19 protein-coding genes are annotated in these 22,196 nt (G+C 38.7%); 18 read left to right on the top strand and 1 reads right to left on the bottom strand.

The window, feature by feature from the left end:
• The first annotated feature begins 59 nt into the window (after positions 1–59).
• The gene (locus MF646_RS00280) at positions 60–3,248 is read left to right on the top strand and encodes a DEAD/DEAH box helicase (protein ID WP_250094486.1); all 3,189 of its coding nucleotides are present in this window, start codon (positions 60–62) and stop codon (positions 3,246–3,248) included.
• A gap of 263 nt (positions 3,249–3,511) precedes the next feature.
• Here the strand turns inward: MF646_RS00280 and MF646_RS00275 are convergent, their stop codons facing one another.
• Positions 3,512–4,300: a histidinol-phosphatase HisJ family protein gene (locus MF646_RS00275; RefSeq protein WP_250094485.1), complete on the bottom strand. Its 789-nt coding sequence runs from the start codon at positions 4,298–4,300 to the stop codon at positions 3,512–3,514.
• Between the two features lie 308 nt (positions 4,301–4,608).
• On the opposite strand from MF646_RS00275, the gene MF646_RS00270 reads away from it, so the two are divergent.
• The 17 genes from MF646_RS00270 (at position 4,609) to MF646_RS00190 (ending at position 21,880) form a co-directional block, all read left to right on the top strand.
• Positions 4,609–6,615, top strand: coding sequence for a BglG family transcription antiterminator (locus MF646_RS00270; RefSeq protein ID WP_250094484.1), 2,007 nt, complete (start codon positions 4,609–4,611; stop codon positions 6,613–6,615).
• Entirely contained in the window at positions 6,605–7,054 is a 450-nt protein-coding gene (locus MF646_RS00265; protein WP_250094483.1) for a PTS sugar transporter subunit IIA, read from the top strand. The genes MF646_RS00270 and MF646_RS00265 overlap by 11 nt, the downstream gene beginning before the upstream one ends.
• Positions 7,055–7,079: 25 nt before the next feature.
• Complete coding sequence (locus MF646_RS00260; protein WP_250094482.1) at positions 7,080–7,391, top strand: PTS fructose transporter subunit IIB; 312 nt, start codon at positions 7,080–7,082, stop codon at positions 7,389–7,391.
• A gap of 35 nt (positions 7,392–7,426) precedes the next feature.
• Entirely contained in the window at positions 7,427–8,482 is a 1,056-nt protein-coding gene (locus MF646_RS00255) for a PTS fructose transporter subunit IIC (protein ID WP_250094481.1), read from the top strand.
• Between the two features lie 96 nt (positions 8,483–8,578).
• Positions 8,579–9,862 (top strand): class II D-tagatose-bisphosphate aldolase non-catalytic subunit, encoded by a 1,284-nt coding sequence (locus MF646_RS00250; protein WP_250094480.1) that lies wholly within the window; start codon positions 8,579–8,581, stop codon positions 9,860–9,862.
• A 172-nt stretch (positions 9,863–10,034) separates the two neighbouring features.
• Positions 10,035–10,307, top strand: coding sequence for a phosphocarrier protein HPr (locus tag MF646_RS00245; RefSeq protein ID WP_250094479.1), 273 nt, complete (start codon positions 10,035–10,037; stop codon positions 10,305–10,307).
• Positions 10,308–10,835: 528 nt separating this feature from the next.
• Positions 10,836–11,312 (top strand): cell wall hydrolase, encoded by a 477-nt coding sequence (locus MF646_RS00240; RefSeq protein ID WP_338035458.1) that lies wholly within the window; start codon positions 10,836–10,838, stop codon positions 11,310–11,312.
• A gap of 20 nt (positions 11,313–11,332) precedes the next feature.
• On the top strand, positions 11,333–11,797 hold the full coding sequence (gene gerQ / locus MF646_RS00235; protein WP_250094478.1) for a spore coat protein GerQ: 465 nt from the start codon (positions 11,333–11,335) through the stop codon (positions 11,795–11,797).
• A 248-nt stretch (positions 11,798–12,045) separates the two neighbouring features.
• Positions 12,046–12,996, top strand: a complete 951-nt coding sequence (locus MF646_RS00230; RefSeq protein WP_250094477.1) for an ABC transporter ATP-binding protein — start codon at positions 12,046–12,048, stop codon at positions 12,994–12,996.
• Positions 12,989–13,951, top strand: coding sequence for an ABC transporter permease (locus MF646_RS00225; RefSeq protein ID WP_250094476.1), 963 nt, complete (start codon positions 12,989–12,991; stop codon positions 13,949–13,951). Before MF646_RS00230 ends, MF646_RS00225 begins: the two co-directional genes overlap by 8 nt.
• Before the next feature lie 118 nt (positions 13,952–14,069).
• Entirely contained in the window at positions 14,070–14,777 is a 708-nt protein-coding gene (locus tag MF646_RS00220; RefSeq protein ID WP_250094475.1) for a response regulator transcription factor, read from the top strand.
• Positions 14,777–16,159: a sensor histidine kinase gene (locus MF646_RS00215; RefSeq protein WP_250094474.1), complete on the top strand. Its 1,383-nt coding sequence runs from the start codon at positions 14,777–14,779 to the stop codon at positions 16,157–16,159. Before MF646_RS00220 ends, MF646_RS00215 begins: the two co-directional genes overlap by 1 nt.
• 401 nt (positions 16,160–16,560) lie before the next feature.
• Positions 16,561–17,709 carry a sensor histidine kinase gene (locus MF646_RS00210; protein WP_250094473.1) on the top strand — a complete coding sequence of 383 codons (1,149 nt, stop codon included), beginning with the start codon at positions 16,561–16,563 and terminating at the stop codon, positions 17,707–17,709.
• Entirely contained in the window at positions 17,706–18,341 is a 636-nt protein-coding gene (locus MF646_RS00205) for a response regulator (protein WP_250094472.1), read from the top strand. Before MF646_RS00210 ends, MF646_RS00205 begins: the two co-directional genes overlap by 4 nt.
• A gap of 190 nt (positions 18,342–18,531) precedes the next feature.
• Positions 18,532–19,464, top strand: coding sequence for an ABC transporter ATP-binding protein (locus MF646_RS00200; protein WP_250094471.1), 933 nt, complete (start codon positions 18,532–18,534; stop codon positions 19,462–19,464).
• Positions 19,465–19,474: 10 nt separating this feature from the next.
• Positions 19,475–20,773 carry an ABC transporter permease gene (locus MF646_RS00195; protein WP_250094470.1) on the top strand — a complete coding sequence of 433 codons (1,299 nt, stop codon included), beginning with the start codon at positions 19,475–19,477 and terminating at the stop codon, positions 20,771–20,773.
• Positions 20,774–21,880 (top strand): ABC transporter permease, encoded by a 1,107-nt coding sequence (locus MF646_RS00190; RefSeq protein WP_250094469.1) that lies wholly within the window; start codon positions 20,774–20,776, stop codon positions 21,878–21,880.
• The last annotated feature ends 316 nt before the right edge of the window (positions 21,881–22,196 follow it).

Genomic DNA, 22,196 nt, shown 5'->3' with positions numbered 1-22,196 from the left:
GCTTATCAAAATTGTGATAGGGTTTATGTAAGACCAAATTAAAGAAGAGAGCGGAAGTCATGGAGATGAAACTAACTCACAAGATGATTAAAGAATTATGCGGTATGGTCTCCTATAAAAAAGGGGACTCTTTTTATCGCTCCAATAAAGTGACATTTCAAGAGTATAGACCTGATTTCTGTGAAGCTACCGTTAGTGGGAAGGAAGACTTTCGTGTCACCATTGAAAAAGGAGAAGCTGGGAACATTCAGATGACATGCACTTGTCCTACATTAGCCAACTTTCAAAAAAGCTGCCAGCATATCGCAGCAGTTTTACTTTCGCTTTATGATCTGCAACGACAAGAAACATCCCCTTTAAGTGTACAAGATGATTCAGCTGCCTATGGTGAGTTAACAAAAGACTTCATCTCTCTTTTTCAAGAAAAACCAACACAAACAAGGGGACAGAAACGTTATTTTGAAAAAAGAGAAGTTCTGACTGTCAGGTTTACCATTAAACCTGTTTTGTACGGACAGAATCAGCCCTTGCTTGGAATAGAAGTTGAGATCAAAAAGACAAAAGTACCATACATACGCGAGTTTCTAGTAAATGTGAAACAAGGCAAGCCTAGTGTAGGTACCTATGAGCCAAACATTCACTGTTTTTCAAAGGAAACAGATGCCATTATCCAACAGCTTATTCGGATCATTCATGATGAAAAAGCCTTTCTCGAAGCAATGCCTGAGGTTACCAATACGAATCAGACATTACTGATTCCACCATCCTCTTGGGAGGACCTTATCCCTTTATTCTCAAAAGCCCCATTCATTTCGCTTATGCATGATGGACATGCATTTAAACGATTCAAACTGGTGGATGGAGCACCTCCTATCCAGTTTACCCTTGAAGAAACCGAGGGTCCCGATTATCAATTGGCGATCAAAGGTTTTGAACGAATGAGTGTTTTGCCACTTTATCATGTGGTGTTGTGTGAGGGGAAAGTGTTTCAGTTAGAGGAAAAAGATTGCGAGCGATTATTTGAATTAAAGCAAATGCTAGCGTCCCCAAGTAACAATCATGTTCCGATTCCACAGGGACAAATTGATTTTTTTCTTACTGAAATCGTGCCTGGCCTGAAAAAAATTGGTGAGGTCCACCTTTCAAAAACGTTGTCTCAGATGTTGAAAGCTCCACTTGTTGCCAAGCTTTACTTGGATCGTTTGAGAAACCGACTGCTTGCAGGACTAGAATTTCATTATGAAAATATTATGATTCAACCATTAGAAAGCCGAGACATTGCCAAAGGGCCGATGGTGATTAGAGATTTGGAAAAAGAAGAGGAAATCCTGCAATTAATGGAGCAAAGCGGGTTTTCAAAAACAGATGGCGGTTATTTCATGCAAAATGAGTTGCTTGAGTATGAATTTTTATACCATGTCGTTCCGAAGCTTAAACAACAAGTCCAAATCTATGCGACAACGGCTGTACGAAACCGCATCTTTAAAAAGAACGCGTTTCCGAAAATAAGAGTGAAGGTCAATCAAAAGGATAGAACCAATTGGCTGGCATTTACATTTGAGATGAATGGGGTGGCAGACCATGAGATTAAGGAGATGTTAGCCGCATTAGAGGAGAAGCGCAAATATTACCGTCTTCAAAATGGATCGCTCCTGTCGCTTGAGACAAGAGAAATGGAAGAAATTCAGCGTTTCTTGAATGCCGTTCCGCCTCAAGATTCAGACTGGGAAGCTAGTTTGAATGTCCCTATCGCACAAGGACTCAAATTTCTTGATTCCATTGAGGACAGCGATGTTTTCAAGGCTGAGGAATCACTTCGTCAATTTCTTGATCAGCTGCTGAATCCTGGAAATGTAGAATATGAGGTACCGATAAACTTCGAGTCAGTATTACGAGACTATCAAAAACGCGGGTATCAATGGATGAAGACACTCGCAAGCTATGGCTTTGGAGGTGTTCTAGCTGATGACATGGGGCTTGGAAAAACGGTGCAAAGCATTACCTTCATCGTATCAGAGCTTCCGCGTATTCGCGAAAGCGGACAACCCGTACTAATTGTTTGTCCATCCTCCTTAACGTATAACTGGTTACGTGAAATCATGAAATTTGCACCGGAACTACAAGCGGTTGTGATTGATGGAAAGAAAGAAGAAAGAGAACGGCTTCTAAAAGATCCGAAAGAAGATATCATCATTACGTCCTATCCGCTACTCCGACAGGATATAAAATGGTATGAAAAGCAAATGTTTCATACGGTTTTCTTTGACGAAGCTCAGGCGTTTAAAAACCCGGTAACCCAAACCGCTCGTGCCGTTAAAAGAATTAAGGCCAAACACCGCTTGGGACTAACAGGAACCCCGGTGGAAAATTCACTTGAAGAACTTTGGTCGATTTATCATGTCGTCTTTCCTCAGCTATTCCAAGGATTAAAGGAATACAGCCAGCTAACGAGGAAACAAATTGCTATAAGGGTTCGCCCGTTTTTACTGCGTAGAATGAAAGAGCATGTGCTATCCGAGTTGCCTGAGAAAGAGGAGTCGCTTGTATCAGCCGAACTGCTACCTGAACAAAAGAAGCTCTATCTGGCTTATTTAGCAAAGCTCAGGCACGAAACAGTCAAGCACCTCGATAAAGATACCCTGCGAAAAAATCGGATAAAAATATTAGCAGGAATAACGAGGCTGCGCCAAATTTGCTGTCATCCTGCTCTGTTTGTAGACGGCTATAAGGGAAGCTCAGCGAAATTTGAGCAGCTCATGCAAATCGTTGAAGAATCAAGACAGGCAGGAAGAAGAGTGCTGATCTTCTCCCAATTCACCAAAATGCTTGAACTAATTGGCAGAGAGCTCACATTAAGAGGGCGTACTTATTTCTATCTGGATGGGCAGACACCATCAGAGGAACGATTAGATCTTTGCCAGCGATTCAATGATGGGGAGAGAGAGCTGTTCCTGATTTCCTTGAAAGCAGGGGGAACTGGACTGAACCTGACAGGGGCGGATACCGTTATCTTATATGATCTTTGGTGGAATCCGGCGGTCGAGGAACAAGCGGCAGATCGAGTGCACAGAATGGGACAGAACAAAAGGGTGAAGGTTATAAAGCTAGTAGCACGTGGTACGATTGAGGAAAAGATGAATGAGCTACAGGAGAAGAAGAGAGATCTTATTTCGGAGATTGTAGATTCAGAAGAGCAACGGTCAGTTGCCTTAACAGAAGAGGATATTCGTGAGATATTAATGGGGTAACTGAGCTTGGGGGATAGCATAAGAGGACGATACAGCTAAGCTTAACGAAGATTATATCATGGCACGGCAAAGAGGATATGAGATGATCACTATCTTACTTACTTTGATGATATTCTAGTGTATCCGATAGAACTGAGAGAGAAGCATCAGCATTAAATGAAGGCCTATGTACTTATGCATAGGCCTTTGTTGTTTTTCTGGTGAGGGACGAAGATTTCTGGTCTTACTGTGTTGAATAAGCAGGGAGATTTTAAATAATCTCATTAAATCTTAATAGGAATCGGTTTTCTTTTTTCGAATGAGAAAATATAGTTAAAACCAAATTCTTTTGCTAGTTTGATCCCTTCTTTTACATATGACCCAATTGAATCGGGTTCATGAGAATCTGAACCTATTGTCAAAATCTCTCCTCCTAATTTTTTGTATAGTCTAATAACGTCAATTGATGGCAACGTTTCATTTAAAGAAGTTCTAAGACCAGATGTATTAATTTCAATTCCTATATTTCTATCGATTATTTTAGATAAAATAATTTCTATCATCTCTCTGTGTTCGATGAAATCGTATGTTCCATACACTTTGTGAGCATAGCGTTTCATTAAATCTAAATGGGCAACTATATCTATATCAGCCTCTTTAACCATCTCATAAACCTCTTGAAAATATTCCATATATGCTTTTTCCTGCTGTACCTCTAAGCGTTTTCGTAATTTATTATTACTTATGTTATGAACAGAGCCTAAAATCACATCAAGTTCTAATGGTTTTAATGTTTTAGAATAGTGTTCTTTTAACAAATGAGGTTCACAAATTTCAATCCCTTTTTTGATTTTTATTTCTCCCTGGAACTTGAGCTGGCACGAATTTAAATCGGAAAGGTAGTTGTTAAGATCTATATGACCATACGTAGGTGCTTTAGGATTAAGGGAATAGTGCTCAGTGAAGCAAATTTCATTCAATCCTTTTCCAATTGCAACTTTACAGACCTCTTCCATGACAGCTTGGGAATCAAATGAATGATTCGTATGATTGTGGAAATCTAAAAAATACATAACCTTAAATACCTCCTCTGTTAATACCCATTTTAATCTTTTAAAGTGTTATAACTCTAATATAAAATGAGCAAAAACTCAATGTTACATTCAGAAAATTTAAATAAGTCACATTTGTTCATGAGTGAAGTTGCAACAGCTTGTTATATTTAAGCGCTTACACATTTGCTATAGTTTAATTACAGAAACATACTTCAAGATTTAAGAGGATTAAGCAAGTTTTTATTAGAATATATACCAAATTTGAATTTCGAATTTCCTACAGCCTAATCCTTTATCTTAGTGAATTTCTTTACAGGGGGGGAAGAATGAATAGTCTAACGAAGCGCCAAAAAAAGTTAGTTAACTTATTAGTTAGTGAATCCGATTATAAAACGATTGAATTCTACTCAAGAAAAATGGGGGTTTCTGAAAGAACCGTCCATAACGATTTAGGGAATATAAAATTGTTTCTAAATGAACAAAATGTAGTGCTTCAAAAGAAACCTGGTTCAGGAATTAAGGTAAATGCTAATCAAGACGAAAAAATGCTGATTCTGAATGGAGTGAATGAGAATAAGGAAAATTTTGACCCTCTATCAATAGAGATGAGAAGAATTAATATTTTTTCGAAACTTTTTTACTCGCAGCAAACACTATCGCTTCAAAAGCTTTCTGAGGAATATATGGTAAGCAAAACATCAATTGTGAAAGATTTAGATAAAATTGAAGAATGGATTAGTGAATATGGAATCAAACTTGTTCGAAATCGTGAAGGTACAAGAATTGTAGGGAAGGAAATAGCAATTAGAAACGCAATAGCTAGTATTGTTACTAATTTGTTAGCGGTAGATTTTAAAGAAGAAGATAAAGAACAGGGTATGAAAAGTAGGTTAGATAGATCTTCGTATTTAGGATTATCTAAAATGTTTGATAAACAAGAAATAACAACCGTAGAAACAATGATCGCTAATGCAGAAAAAAAGCTAACGTATAAAATAAGCGAGCCGTATTATACAAATTTATTAACTCATATTCTTATTTTAATTAGAAGAGTAAGAAATGGTAATAAACTTTATGCAAGTAAGAAGCAAGTGAAAATAGGTGAACATCAATCAACGGATACTTACTTAATTGCAGAGTCCATGGCTCGTGAAATTAGCAAGGAGTTTCAAATTGAGGTAATACAAAGTGAAGTTATTTACATCAATCAATATTTGATGAGTTCAGGTGTTGAAAAAGAAATGTTACTCAATAATACGCAACATTTTATTAATAATGTGGATGATCATATAAAAGATTTAGTTGGTGAATTAATATCACTTTCTTCTAAAACTTCAAATATTGATTTGAGTAATGACCAAGAACTTTACCTAGGTTTATTGATGCACTTTAAACCAATGGTAAATCGGTTGAAGTATTCAATACAAATTAACAATCCAATACTGGATGAGATAAAAAGTGAATATTCAGCAACGTTTGGACTTACATGGCTCGTTTGCTCTAACCTAGAAACTAGGTATGGATTAAAAGTTAATGAGGATGAAATTGGATATATTGCTCTTCATTTTCAAGCGGCTTTTGAAAGACTTGTGACAGCCAAAAAAGTTATCGTTGTCTGTCCAGGAGGAATGGGGACGTCTCAATTAATAGCCAATCGAATAAAGAGATATGTTCCACAAGTGGAAGTTAAGGATGTAGTATCAATCAGTCACATAGAAAACATAAATACAGATGATATTGAATTTATCATTTCTACCGTTCCGTTAGAAATTAATACAAAACCAGTCATTGTCATCTCGTCGTTGGTAAGTAAAAAGGACATTAAAAATATCAATAATTTCTTTTCGGACTTTCTATTTACTACCCATAACAAAAAAATTAGTTGTCCTAATATGGTAAAAGTAGTAGATAAAGATCTCATATACACAGATTTAGATTTTGATAACAAACAAGATATTTTAGATTTTTTGTGTGAACAGCTTGAAAAAAGAGGCTATGTAAATAGTGAATTTAAAGAATCTCTAATAAAGAGGGAGAACATAGCTCCTACATCACTTGGAAACTATGTAGCAATTCCACACGGTGGCTATGAAAATGTGAATACACCAAAAGTGGTTATAGCAGTTCTTAATAATGATGTTAATTGGGGGAAAGATCCCGTAAGAATCATCTTTCTAATAGCCATGAATTTTAAAGAAGATGTAAGTGTGAAACACGTGTTATCAGACCTATATCAAGTATTTGATTCTGAATCAATGCTAGAAGAAATAGTGAATTGCCATACTGCGGATCAAGTGTTTCATTTAATAAGGAGTGGAGAATATGGTCATTAACAGAGAGTTAGTCTGTCTAGATTTAAAAGCGAAAGATAAATTAGAAGCTATCCATGAACTAGGAGAGTTAGCATATTCGATAGGACGTGTTAAATCGAAAGATAAATATATAGAAGCTGTAATAAATAGAGAAAATGATTTTTCTACTGCCGTTGGCTATTCAATTGCTATCCCCCATGGAAAGTCAAATGAAGTAATAGAACCGTTTGTCGCGTTTGGTAGATTAAATGAAGGGATAGTATGGGAAGGATCAGAGGCCCAAGAGGTGCGATTAGTTTTTTTAATAGGAGTCCCAGAGCACAATAGTGGTGATGTGCATTTACACGTCTTAGCTAATATTAGTAGAAATCTTATGGATGCAAATTTTCGAAATCAGTTATTAACAGCTGGAAGTATTGATGAGATCTCATCCGTGCTCCAAGCTGTTGAAATACAATAAAAAGTAAAAAGAGGAGATGGAAATAATGAATATTGTAGGGATTACTGCTTGTCCAACGGGAATCGCACATACGTTTATGGCTCAATCAGCATTGGAGAAAACGGGAAAACAATTAGGACACAAGATTACTATTGAAACACAAGGTGCTATGGGAATTGAAAATGAACTAAAGAAAAAAGCAATTGCTGAAGCTGATGTTGTTATACTTGCCGTTGGTTGTTTAATAGAGAAAAAAGAGAGATTTGAAGGAAAAAAAGTACTAGAGGTTGGAGTTCAAGCTGCTATTTCGAATCCAAAGAAAGTAATTGAAGATGCTATGAAATTAGTAAATAGCTAAGAGGAAACTTACTTAATTATAAAGGGGGAAAACAAATGAAAGAGGTGTTAAAACAGGTAAGGGATTACTTAATGTCAGGCGTATCTTACATGATCCCTGCTGTAGTTGTCGGTGGAATCTTTATTGCTGCAGCTCTTGCGACGGGAAGTCCTGGAGAAAGTGGGATGGAAGTAACAAATCCATTCATGGAAAATATATTATTGCTTGGTGTAGCAGGATTTACAATGATGGTGCCTATATTAGGTGGTTATATCGCATATGGGATTGCAGGGAAACCTGCTCTAGTTCCAGGTATGATAGCAGGATATGTAGCTAATTCTCCTATTGGTGAGTCAGAAGTAACAGCTGGATTTTTAGGAGCAATAATTCTCGGTTTATTTGCAGGGTTTGTTGTTAAATGGATAAAAACGTGGAAGGTACCTAATATCTTAAGACCAGTTATGCCAATATTCATTATCCCGATTGTTAGTGTTAGTATTGTCGGTTTAACTTATCTTTATCTTCTGGCACAACCGATGGGTATGATGATGACGAGTATGACAGAAGGTCTGTTAGGGATGACAGATGGTAGTTTAGTTCTTTTAGCAATCATTTTAGGATTTATGATTGCATTCGATATGGGAGGACCTGTTAATAAAGTTGCATGCTTATTCGCTTTTGGATTAATGGCAGAGGGTGTGTATACGATAATGGGGATCATTGCCATTGCAATATGTACTCCACCACTTGGGATGGGTCTTGCAACTTTGCTAAATAAGAAAAAATATAGTGCACAGGAAAAAGAAGCTGGTAAGGCAGCATTAGCGATGGGGACGATTGGAATAACCGAAGGGGCTATCCCGTTTGCTGCAGCTGATCCGTTACGAGTCATCCCTTCAATCATGATAGGTTCTGCTACTGGTGCGGTTATTGGGGCTTTAGCAGTTGTAAATAACTATGCACCGCATGGAGGTCCAATTGTATTACCAGTTATCGACAATCGACTTTGGTACGTTATAGCCATTGTAGTAGGTACAACTGTAACGGCTTTACTAGTAAATGCTCTAAAAAAAGAAAAGTCAAATGATCTATCGAATGAAGAAGCAGCGTAATGAACTTTATTAAAAAATAAACTGATGAACAATATGTGAACAGCATATTGTTCATTCTATTTAAAGCTTTAGTACACAATTAGAGGAGGAATAATCATGCAAAAAGTTAACATTAATGAACTAGTAAAGGGAATGCTTTCATTACAAGATCAAGGCGAGTACGTAACGGCTTTAGGGATTGGGCCGATGTCATCAAGTTTACTACAGGCCAGTTTTGAACTTGCGAAAGAAAAAGATTTTCCATTAATGTTTATTGCAAGTAGGAACCAAGTTGACTCAATGGAACTTGGGGGAGGGTACGTTTGTAACTGGGACCAAGCTTCGTTTGTAGGAGCGATTGCCGATACTTCCAAAAAAGTAGGGTTTGAAGGTTTATATTATGTATGCAGAGACCACGGTGGTCCTTGGCAAAGAGACAATGAAAGAAATGCTCATTTAGAAGAGAGTTTAGCCATGGAGCTTGGAAAACAATCGTATATTGAAGATATGAAACAAGGATTTGATCTTCTTCATATTGACCCTACTAAGGATCCTTTTGAAATGGGTAAAGTGATCCCTATGGAGACAGTTTTACGAAGAACAATCGAGCTGATTGAATTCTGTGAGAATGAAAGGAAGAAACTAGGCTTACCTGAAATTGGCTACGAAGTTGGGACGGAGGAAACAAATGGTGGATTAACTTCAACAGAAACGTATGAAACGTTTATAAAGAACCTTAATAAAGAACTAGAAGCTCGACAATTACCTACTCCAACGTTTATTGTAGGCCAAACGGGGACATTAGTTAAAAAGACAGAAAACGTCGGAACATTTAATGGGAAGAGTGCAAAACAACTAGCGGATATCGCAAAGAAATATGGTGTCGGTTTAAAAGAACATAATGGTGATTATATTGACGATCATATTTTGCTCCAGCATCTTCCATTAGGTATAACAGCAACCAATGTAGCACCATTGTTTGGAACAGAAGAAACAAGGGCTTATCTAGAACTAATCAAAGTTGAAAAACAACTAGTGGAAGTAGGGTTACTTAAAGCCCCTTCAAACCTAGAACAGGTGTTGAAAATACAAGCAATTAAGAGCGAGAGATGGAGAAAGTGGATGGTAGGTGACCAATCGAAACTAGGTGTTGAGGAAGTACTAGATGACCAAGAATTGACTGAACAAATTTTAGATATCGCTGGTCATTATACATTCAATGAAGAAGAAGTAAAACAAGAGATCGAACAGCTATTCAATAACCTTAAAGAGTGTTCAATTGATGGAGAAAGATTTGTTGTAAATCGTATTAAGCGTTCAATTAACCAATATGTCGAGTGTTTTAATCTAGAGGGAAGCACGACTAGAATTTTAGAACAAGTAGAATATACTTTACTTTAGACCAGTTTTTAAAGTTACTATATGCTTAAAATAGATTCTCATAAAAAGCACTATAATCTGTAGAAATATTAAACTATAAAACTTAGTATTCCAATGTGTTTAGTAACATATTGGAATTTAGAAATACGATATGTAAACCCTTAGTTATATTAAAAATAAGGTGGCTGATAATATGGTCGAAAAAGTATTTACAGTTATTGATAAGACAGGAATTCATGCACGTCCAGCTTCAATACTAGTTCAAATTGCAAGCAGGTATAACAGCGATGTTTCACTAAAATATAACGGGAAAAGTGTAAATTTAAAATCAATTATGGGTGTTATGTCTCTTGGTATTCCAGAAGGTGCTGAGATAAAAATAGAAAGCTCAGGTTCAGATGAGGAACAAGTAATTGAAGCGATTAGTGAAGCAATAATGGAACAAGAGTTGGCAAAAATAATGTAGAAAGTGGGATGGAGAATTAGAAACAGATAAATTGATAGAGTTTATTACTAAACTAGATTGACGATTTAGTGAGAACTTCGCACAAATAATAATAGATTTCGTTCCTGCTCCTCGGCATTATTGTGTTAGGAGCAGAACTTTTTAAGTCAATAATAAGTCTTAAAGTATTTCTTACAGGGATTAACAGTGTGAAGTGATTAGGGTTTTTCATCCCGATCTATACAGATAATTTAATAGAGTGCATTTGTTATATCAAGGTGAAAATGAGTCCAAAAGTTAATACGGACTCATTTTTTTGGTGTATTAATTAAATGAATTTCGATTAACAGTATTTGCATGTTGTGTGGAGTTATTCCTATATTCCCCAGTTAAGGCAGTCATCAAATTATATAAATTTAACAATTATTACGGAGAGTAACAGCGCAATTATTATTTAATTTGCAATTTTTAAGGTTTGGGCGGATAGGCAAGCTACCAAAACTACCTTCAGGCAATAAGTTACTTGTATAAGCCGAAGGGAGTGAGAAAATGGGTAGGCGAATTAAACATACTGAACGTGACGTGAATTCTTTAGCAAGGCTCATGCTGGCGGAGGCGATTGGTGAGGGAGCTGAAGGGATGGATCTGGTAGGAACAGTTGTGGCCAATCGGGTCGAGGCAGACTGTGAGCCGGACTTCAAAAATTTACGTAATATCCGTCATGCTATCTATCAAGAGATACCGGGAACTGGAATTCCTCACTTCGAGCCTGTTTTAAATGGATCCTTGTATACACAGCGTCCTACGGAAGAAGACCTTCAGAGGGCCAGGAATTTGTTGAATGGTCATCGGAATCCTCGAGCCAGAATGAATTTGTGGTTTTTTAATCCAAGTCCGGGGCAAGCATACCGAGATCCTTGTACCCCCACGATGCCAAGAACCCCTATGACGGAGTTCGATTTTGCGCACAAAAATCATTGCTTCTATGTCGCTGTACCGGGCTACTGCCCAGAGTTTTATAGATGAAATAATAAGGAGATGATCTCATGACTTGTGGAAACTCTAGATATTATCCAATGAACAATTACCCAGGTTTTGATCCAGATACTATGATGCAGGCCCCTGCCGCACAACAACCAAGCGGCTTCCCGGCGGGTATGCATTCTGGACCCGCGTATTCTGTGCCAGTGGTTCCGATGGGGACTGGGCAGCAGCTACCTACAGGCGTGGTGGAAGAATCGTTTATCGAAAATATCCTGCGCTTCAACAAAGGTAAGATTGGTACATTCTACTTTACTTACCAAGGAAACAACAGCTGGAACGCAATGGTCTATCAAGGGCGCGTTGAAACGGCTGGCCGTGACCATATCATCATTAGTGACCCGGCCAGCGGTAAACGCTACTTACTTCTGATGGCAAATCTCGACTGGGTAGAATTTGGAGAACAAATTAACTATCCTCACACGGAAATTAGTCCGGAAGTCCAGGCATCCTTGGACATATCAGAGTAATGTTGTAGAACGCTAAAAACCCGCTACCTTTCTGAGTTATTAGATAGAAGCAATCATAAAAAGATTGATAGAAAGTATCCTTTGTCCACTCTTTTATAAAGTACAAATGTGAAGCCTGCTCTGAACATGACATCAAATTCAGAGTAGGTTTTTTTCGTCGTGTTTTAATACTTTTTTAATATCTTTATAACTGAATTTTAGACAATAGCTGACATAATATCAGTAGGAAATGCAGGGGGGTTAAAGATATGGAAAAGCAAAAGCAAACTATTAGCCAACAACAACCGATTTTACAAATAAAAAATCTGAAAAAAACGATTGGGAAAACTACGCTCATTCATGGAATATCACTGGATTTATATCCTGGTGAGGTGTTTGGATTTCTAGGGCCAAATGGTGCAGGAAAAACGACGACTATTCGCATGATCGTTGGTCTAATGAGCATCACCGATGGGGAAGTTATCATCAATGGTCATAGTGTTGAAAAGAACTTTGAGAAAGCAATTGCCAACATCGGTGGAATTATCGAAAATCCTGAAATGTATAAATTTATGTCGGGTTATGATAACTTGATACATTATTCCCGAATGGTGCCAAACATCCCAAAAGGAAGAATTGATGAAATCGTAAAATTAGTAGGTCTACACGAGCGAATTCATGAAAAGGTGAAGACATACTCTCTCGGTATGCGTCAGCGCTTGGGCTTAGCTCAAGCACTGCTTCATTCTCCGAAACTTTTAATTTTGGATGAACCGACGAATGGACTAGACCCTGCTGGGATCAGAGAAATTCGGACGTATATTCGTAGAATTGCAACTGAAGAAAATATGACCGTGTTTGTATCAAGTCATTTACTATCTGAAATGGAGCTGATGTGCGACAGAATTGGCATTATTCATCACGGCAAGCTTATTAGCGTGGAGAAGGTGAAAAATATGGTTGAAGATAATCAACAGATTTCTGTTCAATTTAAGGTTACACCTTTGGAAAAAGCAATAGAGTTTTTCAAAGCCAAATATCCGAATGAATTAGCAACAATAAGTGGGGAATATTTGTTGATTGGTACACAGGAAGAAACGATCACGGAATATACGAAGCTTTTTGTGAATAATGGCTTTAAGATTACAGGGATCAACGGGGAACAGAAGACACTGGAAGATAAATTTCTTGAAATAACAGGAGGGGAGCAACATGTTTAACATTTTTCAGTTAATACAAAATGAAAACATGAAAATATATAAACGATTAGGAACATGGATCATGGTTGGAGCAATCATTGGGATCGTTCTTATCGGAGGGATCGTTACAAAGTTTCTATTGAGTAATGACACCACAGGTAACTGGCAGCAACAGCTTGAGATAGAGAATGCGCAATTAGCAGAACAAATCAGTGAGTATGAGGACACGCCAATGATCAGTAGTAATGCCATAAGTCCTCTAAATGAGCAGCTCGTCATCAATGAGTACCGTCTGGCAAATGAGATCCCGCCTGTTGAATCAGAAACACTTTGGGGATTTATGATCTCCTCACCTGATTTTACCGCGCTAGTTTCAGTTTTTGTCATCGTCATTGCTGCAGGGATTGTAGCGACAGAGTTTTCAACAGGTACGATTAAGCTCTTGTTGATTCGCCCAGTGAGGCGCTCTAAAATATTGTTTTCTAAATATATCGCAACACTAATTTTTGCGCTATTCATGCTAGCAACAATCTTTGTTTCTTCAGTTGTGGTCGGAAGTATTTTGTTTGGTTTTGCTGGGATCGATCTGCCTTACCTCGTCTATCAAGGTGGAGAAGTGGTGGAACGAAATATGCTTACTCATATTATCAGTCTTTATGGGCTAAACAGTGTTGATATGATTATGATGGTTACCTTTGCCTTTATGATTTCGACTGTTTTTAGAAGCAGTTCTTTAGCGATCGGTCTCTCACTTTTTCTCTTATTTACTGGACAACAGCTTGTGATGCTTTTAAGTCAATATGACTGGGCTAAATATATTCTTTTTGCGAACACCAACTTAAGGCAGTATATTAGCGGGGCACCTATTGTAGAAGGGATGACGATGACATTTTCTATGATGGTACTCCTCGTTTACTTCATTTGCTTCCATTTGATTTCTTGGGTAGTCTTTAAGAAAAGAGATGTAACAGCTTAAAATGAAAGAAACTTAGTTATGCTAGGCTTCTTTGTTTTCTAAGGCTTAATAGAACTCAGTTGATAATAGGGCTATAGGTAAACAAAAAGTAGAGAATGACAAGGAAGTGGGAAGCAGTATGAGTGAGGATACGATTCTAATCGTGGAGGATGAAAAGGAAATAGGTGAGTTAGTCAGGGATTATTTACATGCAAATGGATACCAAGTGATTCTAGCTCATGATGGAGAAGAGGGATTGCAGGAGTTTAACCATAAGCATCCCATGTTGGTCGTCTTAGATGTGATGCTCCCTAAAAAATCAGGGATTGATGTATGTCGGGAAATCAGGTTAACGTCAAATGTACCGATCATTATGATGAGTGCAAAAAAGAGTGAGACGGATAAAATTATTGGTCTAGGGATTGGTGCAGATGATTATATTGCAAAGCCGTTTAGTCCAGGTGAGCTTGTAGCACGCATTAAGGCACAGCTTAGAAGGTATACGGACTATTCCGGATCGAAACCGGCGGAAACAGAAGATGTCTTAAAAATAGCCAACTTAGTTATCGATGCAAAGGGCTACAATGTTACCGTTTTAGGAAAAAAGGTGGAACTGTCAGCAAAAGAATTTCAGCTACTTCATTTCATGGCGAAAAATAAAGGGCAGGTGTTTTCAAAGGAGCAGCTTTTTGATAATATCTGGGGTTATGACAGCTACGGGGATACAAATGCGGTGACTGTGTATATTCGTAAGATACGTGAAAAAATAGAAGAAATCCCGTCGGAACCTAGATTCATTGTAACGGTTTGGGGAGTAGGATATAAATTCGATGGGAGTTCATTGTAATGGGACTGCGGCCAAGGTTGATTATTGCCTTTCTTTCAATCATTATTTTACCGATTGTTACGTTCTTTGGTACGCTTTCCTTTTTCACTAATCAGCTAGAGCAGTTAGAGGGAGAACAAAATAATGAAATCGAATATGTTCTTAGCGAAATTAATGAAACAGTGTTAGAAAATTATGATGTTATTGGTGATACTGAACAGTTTTACAATAAAATTAAACCAGTGATCGAGCCCTATCATTTGGAGCTAATTGTCTCGACGAAGGAAAAAGTTGTATTATTTCAATCTACAGACCATATACCAGACAAAGATGAACGTATGTTTACGCTGAGGCATTCACAGGTTCAAACGTTAACTGGAGAAATACTTAACATTGAAATAAAGTCCTCTTCGTTGGACTTATCCTCTGAACTATCTTATAGAAAGATACTTACTTCGATTATCATCAGCCTGAGTAGTGGTCTCATCGTTCTTGTGCTATTAATGGTTGGTTGGACGCTATATATTTCTAAAACGATTTTACATCCACTTAAAGAAATTTACACAGCAACAGAAGAAATGCGTGACGGCAACCTGAATTATGAGATTCACTACAAAAGAAATGATGAGATAGGCAGGTTCATTAAAGGTTTTAATACGATGCGAGATCATTTGAAACTATCGATTGCTAAGCAGCAGCTTTATGAAAACAATCGTAAGGAATTAATCGCAACAATCTCTCATGATCTAAGAACACCACTTCAGTCTATTAAGGGCTATGTGGAGGGGATAAAAGATGGAATCGTACAAAATGAAGAGATGAAAAATCGGTACCTGAATGTGATTTTATCGAAGACAGACCAGTTAAATCGCTTAATAGATGATTTGTTTGAGTTTTCTAAACTGGACCTTGACCAACTTGTAATGGAAAAACAGTTAGTGAGCAGTAATGATTTTTTCACTAAGATATTATGTGATGCAGAAGTAGATGTGAAACAAAAGCAAGGACAGTTGGTCGTGAAAAAGCCGATTCCAGATGTTGTTATTAATATTGACCGAAAGCGGATGGAACAAGTATTTACGAACTTGTTAGATAATGCAGTTCGATATGGTGCTTCTGAAATCAAAATTGCATTTGCTGTAAATGTAAAAAAGACGACTTTAGAGATTCATATAACGGATAATGGAGATGGAATTTCAGAAGAAGATATTGAGAGAATCTTTGAACGCTTTTACCGCGGGGAAAAATCGAGGTCTCGTGAGCATGGTGGAACAGGCTTAGGACTTGCTATTGTTAAATCGATTATGAAAGCCCATGATGGTGAAATCAAGGCAGAAAGTAAGCTCGGTGAAGGAAGTAAGTTTGTTATTGTGATACCGGTAATTAAGGGTGCGGATAGATAATTTCCATAATAGCGGTCCATGATGCGAAAATACCTTTTTAATAATTTAAGGGTGCAAGGGAAACGGCTAGAATAAAAAAAATAACGAACAAAATAAGATTAAAAGGATTGGAACTTGTATGGTATGCAGGAATCAATCCTTTTAATGTTGCACTAAAATTATCTCCGTTTTTTGCTTTATTACAGCTAAAACAGCTCAATTTATTTCACTGACGTATATAATAGGGGAGGTGGGAGGATATACATCAGCTCTTACTCCAAATGAGACAAAACGATTGCCCCCTCACCTTTCACCTCATTATTTAAAGTTCTATTTTTTCGTATGACCTATTTTGCTATGATATGACTAGTTAATAGATAACAAAATTTCACTCAAACAAAATAAGGCAGGTGGGAACGGGCTTGTATACATATTGGATTTGGCTATTATTACTCTTACTATCTTGGCTATTTGCCTTATTGCATTATCAAGGGAGTTTATTAGAAATCCCAAACCGCATCATTGGGTGTGCAGCCTTCTTCAGCTTCTTTTTCATGTTACCTTTATTTAAAAAGCATCAATTCATTTTTACGATGATCACGGCTTTGGTCGCAGCATCGGCTGTTCTAACGCTATGGCCAGATAACAGCGAAACTACGAACCCATATACCTTCCTTGTTTTTACAATCTTAGCAGGGATGTCGGTGTTTTACCTCAAAGGTTGGCAGAGTATTCTAATCGGATGCATCCTGTTTGTAGGATTGGTTACACCTCATTTTTTCGTGTATCCTAGTTATTCACTGGTCTTTATTGTGCTTTATACGTTGTTAGTGGGGGTTGCCTTGGCGACATACCGCCACACGAAAACAAAGGTAGATGAAAACGAAGCTAGGAACGAAGCACTATTGAGTGAGTATAAAAAAATGAGGCGGCGTCTTGTAAGCGATGAGCAGGCTGCGAGGCAGGAAGAGAGGACCCAGATTGCTAGGGAAATCCATGATTCTGTCGGTCATAAATTAACGGCATTACTTATGCAATTGGAAGTAGCGCGAATGGAACAGACGGATGAAGCAGCTCATTCAAGGCTCCTAGAATTAAAACAGCTTGCAAAGGAGAGTCTTGAGGAAACACGTTGTGCAGTAAAAACGTTGAAACAAGATGAAATAGGTGGATTATCTGCGATTATCAGGCTCGTTCGAAAACTTGAAGCAGAGAGTTATATGCGAATTCAGTTTTCAATCAGACATGGTGCGTTAACGGCGCCATTAGGAAATGAACAGGCGATCGCCGTGTATCGCGCAGTACAGGAAGCCCTGACAAATGTGATGCGTCACTCCGGTGGCCGTGAAGTGGAAGTCATCTTTGAAGCACCTGCTGGCGGGGTATTCCGATTTGAAGTGTCAAACCCAGTGAAAACGCAAGGGCAGCATAAAGAAGGATTTGGACTATCTTCGATGAGAGAACGGATTGAGGATGCTGGCGGGAAACTTGAAATCGCTCAATATGATGGACAATTTATCGTGCGCGGGACGTTACCACTTCTCGCAACGAAAAGGGGGAAGATAGAGTGATTCGAATATTACTAGCTGAAGATCAGGTGATGGTTAGACAAGGACTGAAAATGATGGTAGAGACAGACGCTGAGATAAAGGTAACAGGGGAAGCGAGTCATGGCAAGGAAGCGGTTTCCCTTTGTGAAACACAACATTTTGATGTGATTATCATGGACATTCGAATGCCTGAAATGGATGGATTGGAAGCGGCACGTATCATCCATTCCCGTTGGCCAGACCGTAAAGTACTTATGTTAACAACGTTTAATGACGATGAATATGCATTGGAGGCTCTAAAGAGTGGTGCGAGTGGTTATATGCTTAAGGATGCGAAACCACAGGAACTCATCAAAGCCATTCGAAGTTGTTTGGCTGGGGGTCTCTCCTTGCAAGATCAAGTAGCAGCAAAAGTAATGCCCCGTCTCCTCAATCAACAAGAGAGAACACAAGATGTCAATCCAACTCTCACACCAAGAGAGTTGGATATTATCCGCCGAATTGGTGAAGGGCGAAGTAACAAAGAAATCTCAGAGGAACTGGCCTTGTCGGTTGGTACCATAAAGAATCATATTACTATAATCCTCGATAAGCTTGAGCTGAGAGACCGCACACAGATTGCGATTTATGCGATCAGACACAACCTTGTTTAAGCCTTTAGAAGGTTTAATAAAATGACTTAAGTCATGCAAAATGAAAAATCTGATGACTGAAGACAGTGGGAGCACTGTCTTTTTATGTATATACTTGGAGTTATATTAGACATGAAATAACGTCCACCAATAGCGAATGCAAGCGTTAATCTTATGAAAAAGGGTTTTTACGATAAAAGGAGGTAGTGTCATGCTTGAAACAGAAGAGCTGAAAAAAGTCTTTAAGGGAAAGGCCGCAGTAGATGGTGTTAATTTATATATGGATAAAGGGGAATCGGTCGGGTTATTAGGGCCAAACGGGGCAGGGAAATCAACAACGATCTCCATGATTTCCTCACTCATTAAACCTACTTCAGGCGATGTGAAGTTAAAGGGACAAAGTGTTTTAAAGGATCCAGGGATTATTCGAAATGTCTTAGGTGTTGTTCCCCAGGAAATTGCCTTGTATAACGAACTGACTGCTTATGAAAACTTGAAGTTTTTTGGAAGAATATATGGATTGAAAGGGAAGGAGCTAGAATCGAAAATTCAGGAGGTACTAGAGATTGTCGGTCTGAAGGAGCGACAAAAAGAAATTGTCAAAACCTACTCAGGAGGAATGCAACGACGAATTAACATGGCTGCAGCGATGCTTCATGAACCAGAACTTCTTATTATGGATGAACCGACTGTGGGGATTGACCCCCAATCAAGGACTCACATCCTGGATACGGTAAGGCATCTTAATCAAGAGAAGGGCCTGAGCGTACTGTATACAAGTCATTACATGGAAGAAGTGGAGCGACTGTGTGATCGTGTATACATCATGGATCACGGTCAGATTATTGCCTCCGGAACAAAGGATGAACTAAAGAGTATTTTGTCCGGTGAAGAAACGATCTGGATCGAGCTAGACCGGTCTTATCCAGATTTGGTCACAGACTTACAGTCACACGATGGAATCCGTCAGACGATTGAAACGGAGAAGGGCTTGAAGTTGATCGTACCAAAGGGAAGCAAGTTACTTGGTAGTATCTTTCAGGATGCGGAACGTCATCAGGCACAAATTTTAAATGTTAATGTGCAGGTACCATCGTTAGAAGACGTGTTTTTACACCTTACAGGTCGAAAGCTAAGGGATTGAGGTGAAGGAGATGGGGAACTTTTTAAAAAAGGATCTTCTCGTTCTGCTTCGTGATCGAACAGAACTAATGATTCTCCTGCTCATGCCAATTTTATTAATCGTTATTCTGAGCTTCGCTTTAAGGGGGATCCTTGGTGGGGATACATCGTACTTCCATATGGATGTTGCTTTTGTGATAGAGGACGATGAACAGCAGGGGGTCATTGACTTTATAGAAGATTTGGAAACGATCGGAATGCCTCGAGAAGTGATTATGGAGTTAGAACAAGTTGTAGAGGAAGTAAAACCTTATACGATGTTGGAAGACCTAATGAATAATGAAAGTGTCAGCAACATGGTGACAATGGAAGAACTCGAATTTTCTGAAGCAGAGGAAGCATTGGAAAACGAAGATGTCACCGCAATTTTGCTGATTCCTGAAGATTTCACGTACCGTTCTCTTCAAAAAATGCTATTAAATGAAGGGGGTGGCAGTGAATTGAAAATAACTGTGAAGGACTATAGTTCGATTCGAACAGATGTATTTGTTAACATTGTGAATCGATATGTTAATACAGTGAATTTTGAAACGGCGATATCTCAGACATTAATAGATTTGGGCCATGGGGATGTTTTGTCAAATCGAGCTGATGGAGAAGTGATCGAGACAAGGGAGTTCGGAGGAGTAGAATCCATTTCTGCCCGTGAGCCAATCACATCATTCCAATATTATACAGTCAGTATGGCAGTGATGTTTGTATTATTTGTTGGAGCGGCGATTGCAAGTAAAGCGTATGTGGAAAAAAAGCAGCATGTGTTTAATAGAATCATACTTTCGAACCGTCATCCAATTGTTTATTTAGGTGGAAAAATGATTTCGGCATCTGTCATTTCTTTTCTCCAATTAATCATTCTTTTTCTTGTATCAACCTTGGCCTTTCGAACATTTCCCCTCGATGAACCGGCGTTTTGGGGAGGGATTGCTATCATTGCCATCATTCTTGCAATCTGTGTAGGGGGTTTTGCTTCCTTATTAACAGCGCTAACGGTGAAATACGAAAATGATGCCCTTAACCATATTTTTTCTGGTGGAATTGTGACCTTACTTGCCCTTGTTGGGGGGAGTTTCTTCCCAACATCCGAAATGCCGGCACTGATTGGAACGATAGGGAATTGGACACCAAATGGTGCGGCATTGACTGCATTCTTAAAGTGGATGCAAGAGCTTAATATGACGACGATTCTCCCTTATTTAATTCGAATTGCAACGTTGGCAGCCATTTTGATTATAAGCAGCATTCTCATTTTTCCAAAAAGGAGGTCGTTGTAGATGAGATCAGTATTTTTATTACAGTGGCAACGGTTACGCCGTGCTCCTATACTCGTTCTCTCATTCCTCGGATTGACCATTCTGTTCGTATCTTTTCTAGCAGGATTTGGTGGACCTAACAGCCATATTACGATTTACACCTACGGAGACCCTTCCTTGGAGGAAGAGAAAAGAGTGGAGTGGCTGGATCGATTAAATGAAGCGGAGAATATGACCTTTCGTTGGGTAGAGGAATCAGAAGCCCATGAAGCTGTTTCTTCCGGGGACGCTGGACTTGCACTGAAGTTGATGAACGATGACTATCGAATTCTCATCGCAGTACAGGAGCCGTCAAGTGTTACAGTGGAAAACTATGTGTATCAGGTGTTTTCGGAGGAGTTACGGTTACAGGAAATAGCATCGCAGGTAGACGCGGGGGAATTCCGTACAGAATTTGAACGTTTTCTGAATGAACCTAGCATGAAGGTAGTAACTGAATCCTTGAGTGGAGAAGAAAGCTCATTTATTTATGATGACCAACTTCACGTGTTGTTTGGGATGACTCTATTCTTCTCCATTTACACGATAATGTTTAGCTTAATGAATGTCGCGGAGGAAAAAAGAGTGGGAACTTGGGACCGTCTCATCGTTTCGCCGCTGCACAAATGGCAGATCTATTTGGGACATTTGCTTTATTGCTTTCTGATTGGGTATGTTCAAATTCTCGTTGCTTTCCTATTTTTTAAATTTATCTTTGGATTTGATTTGGGGCAGCGGTATGGCGCTCTTTTATTCGTCATTGCTTGCTACACGTTTGCAATTGTGAGCCTCGGGATGCTTGTCATGGGGCTAGTGAAAAGGTCTCAGCAAATGCAGGCTGTCATTCCCATTCTCGCTACGGCGATGGCCATGCTAGGTGGTGCGTATTGGCCAATCGAGATTGTAACAAATGACATCATGGTTGCCTTAGCAAAAGGGATGCCGATTTATTATGGACTAGATGCCTTAAGAGGTGTTGCCATCTATAACCTTGGATTGCCTGAACTGTTGCAGCCCATATCGATTATGTTATTGTTTGGTGTGGTCTGCATGGGACTCGGGATTAATCTGATGGAGCGCCGGGCTTAGTAGTTGGATAGTATATTGTGGAAACCTAGGGACGACCTGGGTTTCAATCGTAACTTAGTTCTTTTTTCGTTCGTATGAATCTATTAAAGTCGGATCTGGCGCGATTATGTGATTACGGCAAGCATGGGAAACCCATGAAGGATAGCATGTCCTAAAAAAGCTTAATCTGACGCGTTTTTCCGAACCTAGATCATCCCCAACACAACGCTGGCAGGACTCAATATCGTTTTTCTTTTAGAGTTTCGATTCAGCCCTAACAATCGGTATCTTTAGATGAAAACAATTTAATTAAAAAGATACAGCACTCACAACTGTT

This window comes from Halalkalibacter alkaliphilus (assembly GCF_023555415.1).
GTDB lineage: Bacteria > Bacillota > Bacilli > Bacillales > Bacillaceae_D > Halalkalibacter > Halalkalibacter alkaliphilus.
Note: the sequence above shows the minus strand (reverse complement) of the source record. Positions and strands in the feature narration are given on the sequence as shown.

Excerpts from the sequence above, each read along its gene's own strand:
- MF646_RS00280 (WP_250094486.1), top strand. The coding sequence starts at position 60 with ATGGAGATGAAACTAACTCACAAGATGATTAAAGAATTATGCGGTATG.
- MF646_RS00275 (WP_250094485.1), bottom strand. The coding sequence starts at position 4,300 with ATGTATTTTTTAGATTTCCACAATCATACGAATCATTCATTTGATTCC.
- MF646_RS00270 (WP_250094484.1), top strand. The coding sequence starts at position 4,609 with ATGAATAGTCTAACGAAGCGCCAAAAAAAGTTAGTTAACTTATTAGTT.
- MF646_RS00265 (WP_250094483.1), top strand. The coding sequence starts at position 6,605 with ATGGTCATTAACAGAGAGTTAGTCTGTCTAGATTTAAAAGCGAAAGAT.
- MF646_RS00260 (WP_250094482.1), top strand. The coding sequence starts at position 7,080 with ATGAATATTGTAGGGATTACTGCTTGTCCAACGGGAATCGCACATACG.
- MF646_RS00255 (WP_250094481.1), top strand. The coding sequence starts at position 7,427 with ATGAAAGAGGTGTTAAAACAGGTAAGGGATTACTTAATGTCAGGCGTA.
- MF646_RS00250 (WP_250094480.1), top strand. The coding sequence starts at position 8,579 with ATGCAAAAAGTTAACATTAATGAACTAGTAAAGGGAATGCTTTCATTA.
- MF646_RS00245 (WP_250094479.1), top strand. The coding sequence starts at position 10,035 with ATGGTCGAAAAAGTATTTACAGTTATTGATAAGACAGGAATTCATGCA.
- MF646_RS00240 (WP_338035458.1), top strand. The coding sequence starts at position 10,836 with ATGGGTAGGCGAATTAAACATACTGAACGTGACGTGAATTCTTTAGCA.
- gerQ (WP_250094478.1), top strand. The coding sequence starts at position 11,333 with ATGACTTGTGGAAACTCTAGATATTATCCAATGAACAATTACCCAGGT.
- MF646_RS00230 (WP_250094477.1), top strand. The coding sequence starts at position 12,046 with ATGGAAAAGCAAAAGCAAACTATTAGCCAACAACAACCGATTTTACAA.
- MF646_RS00225 (WP_250094476.1), top strand. The coding sequence starts at position 12,989 with ATGTTTAACATTTTTCAGTTAATACAAAATGAAAACATGAAAATATAT.
- MF646_RS00220 (WP_250094475.1), top strand. The coding sequence starts at position 14,070 with ATGAGTGAGGATACGATTCTAATCGTGGAGGATGAAAAGGAAATAGGT.
- MF646_RS00215 (WP_250094474.1), top strand. The coding sequence starts at position 14,777 with ATGGGACTGCGGCCAAGGTTGATTATTGCCTTTCTTTCAATCATTATT.
- MF646_RS00200 (WP_250094471.1), top strand. The coding sequence starts at position 18,532 with ATGCTTGAAACAGAAGAGCTGAAAAAAGTCTTTAAGGGAAAGGCCGCA.
- MF646_RS00195 (WP_250094470.1), top strand. The coding sequence starts at position 19,475 with ATGGGGAACTTTTTAAAAAAGGATCTTCTCGTTCTGCTTCGTGATCGA.
- MF646_RS00190 (WP_250094469.1), top strand. The coding sequence starts at position 20,774 with ATGAGATCAGTATTTTTATTACAGTGGCAACGGTTACGCCGTGCTCCT.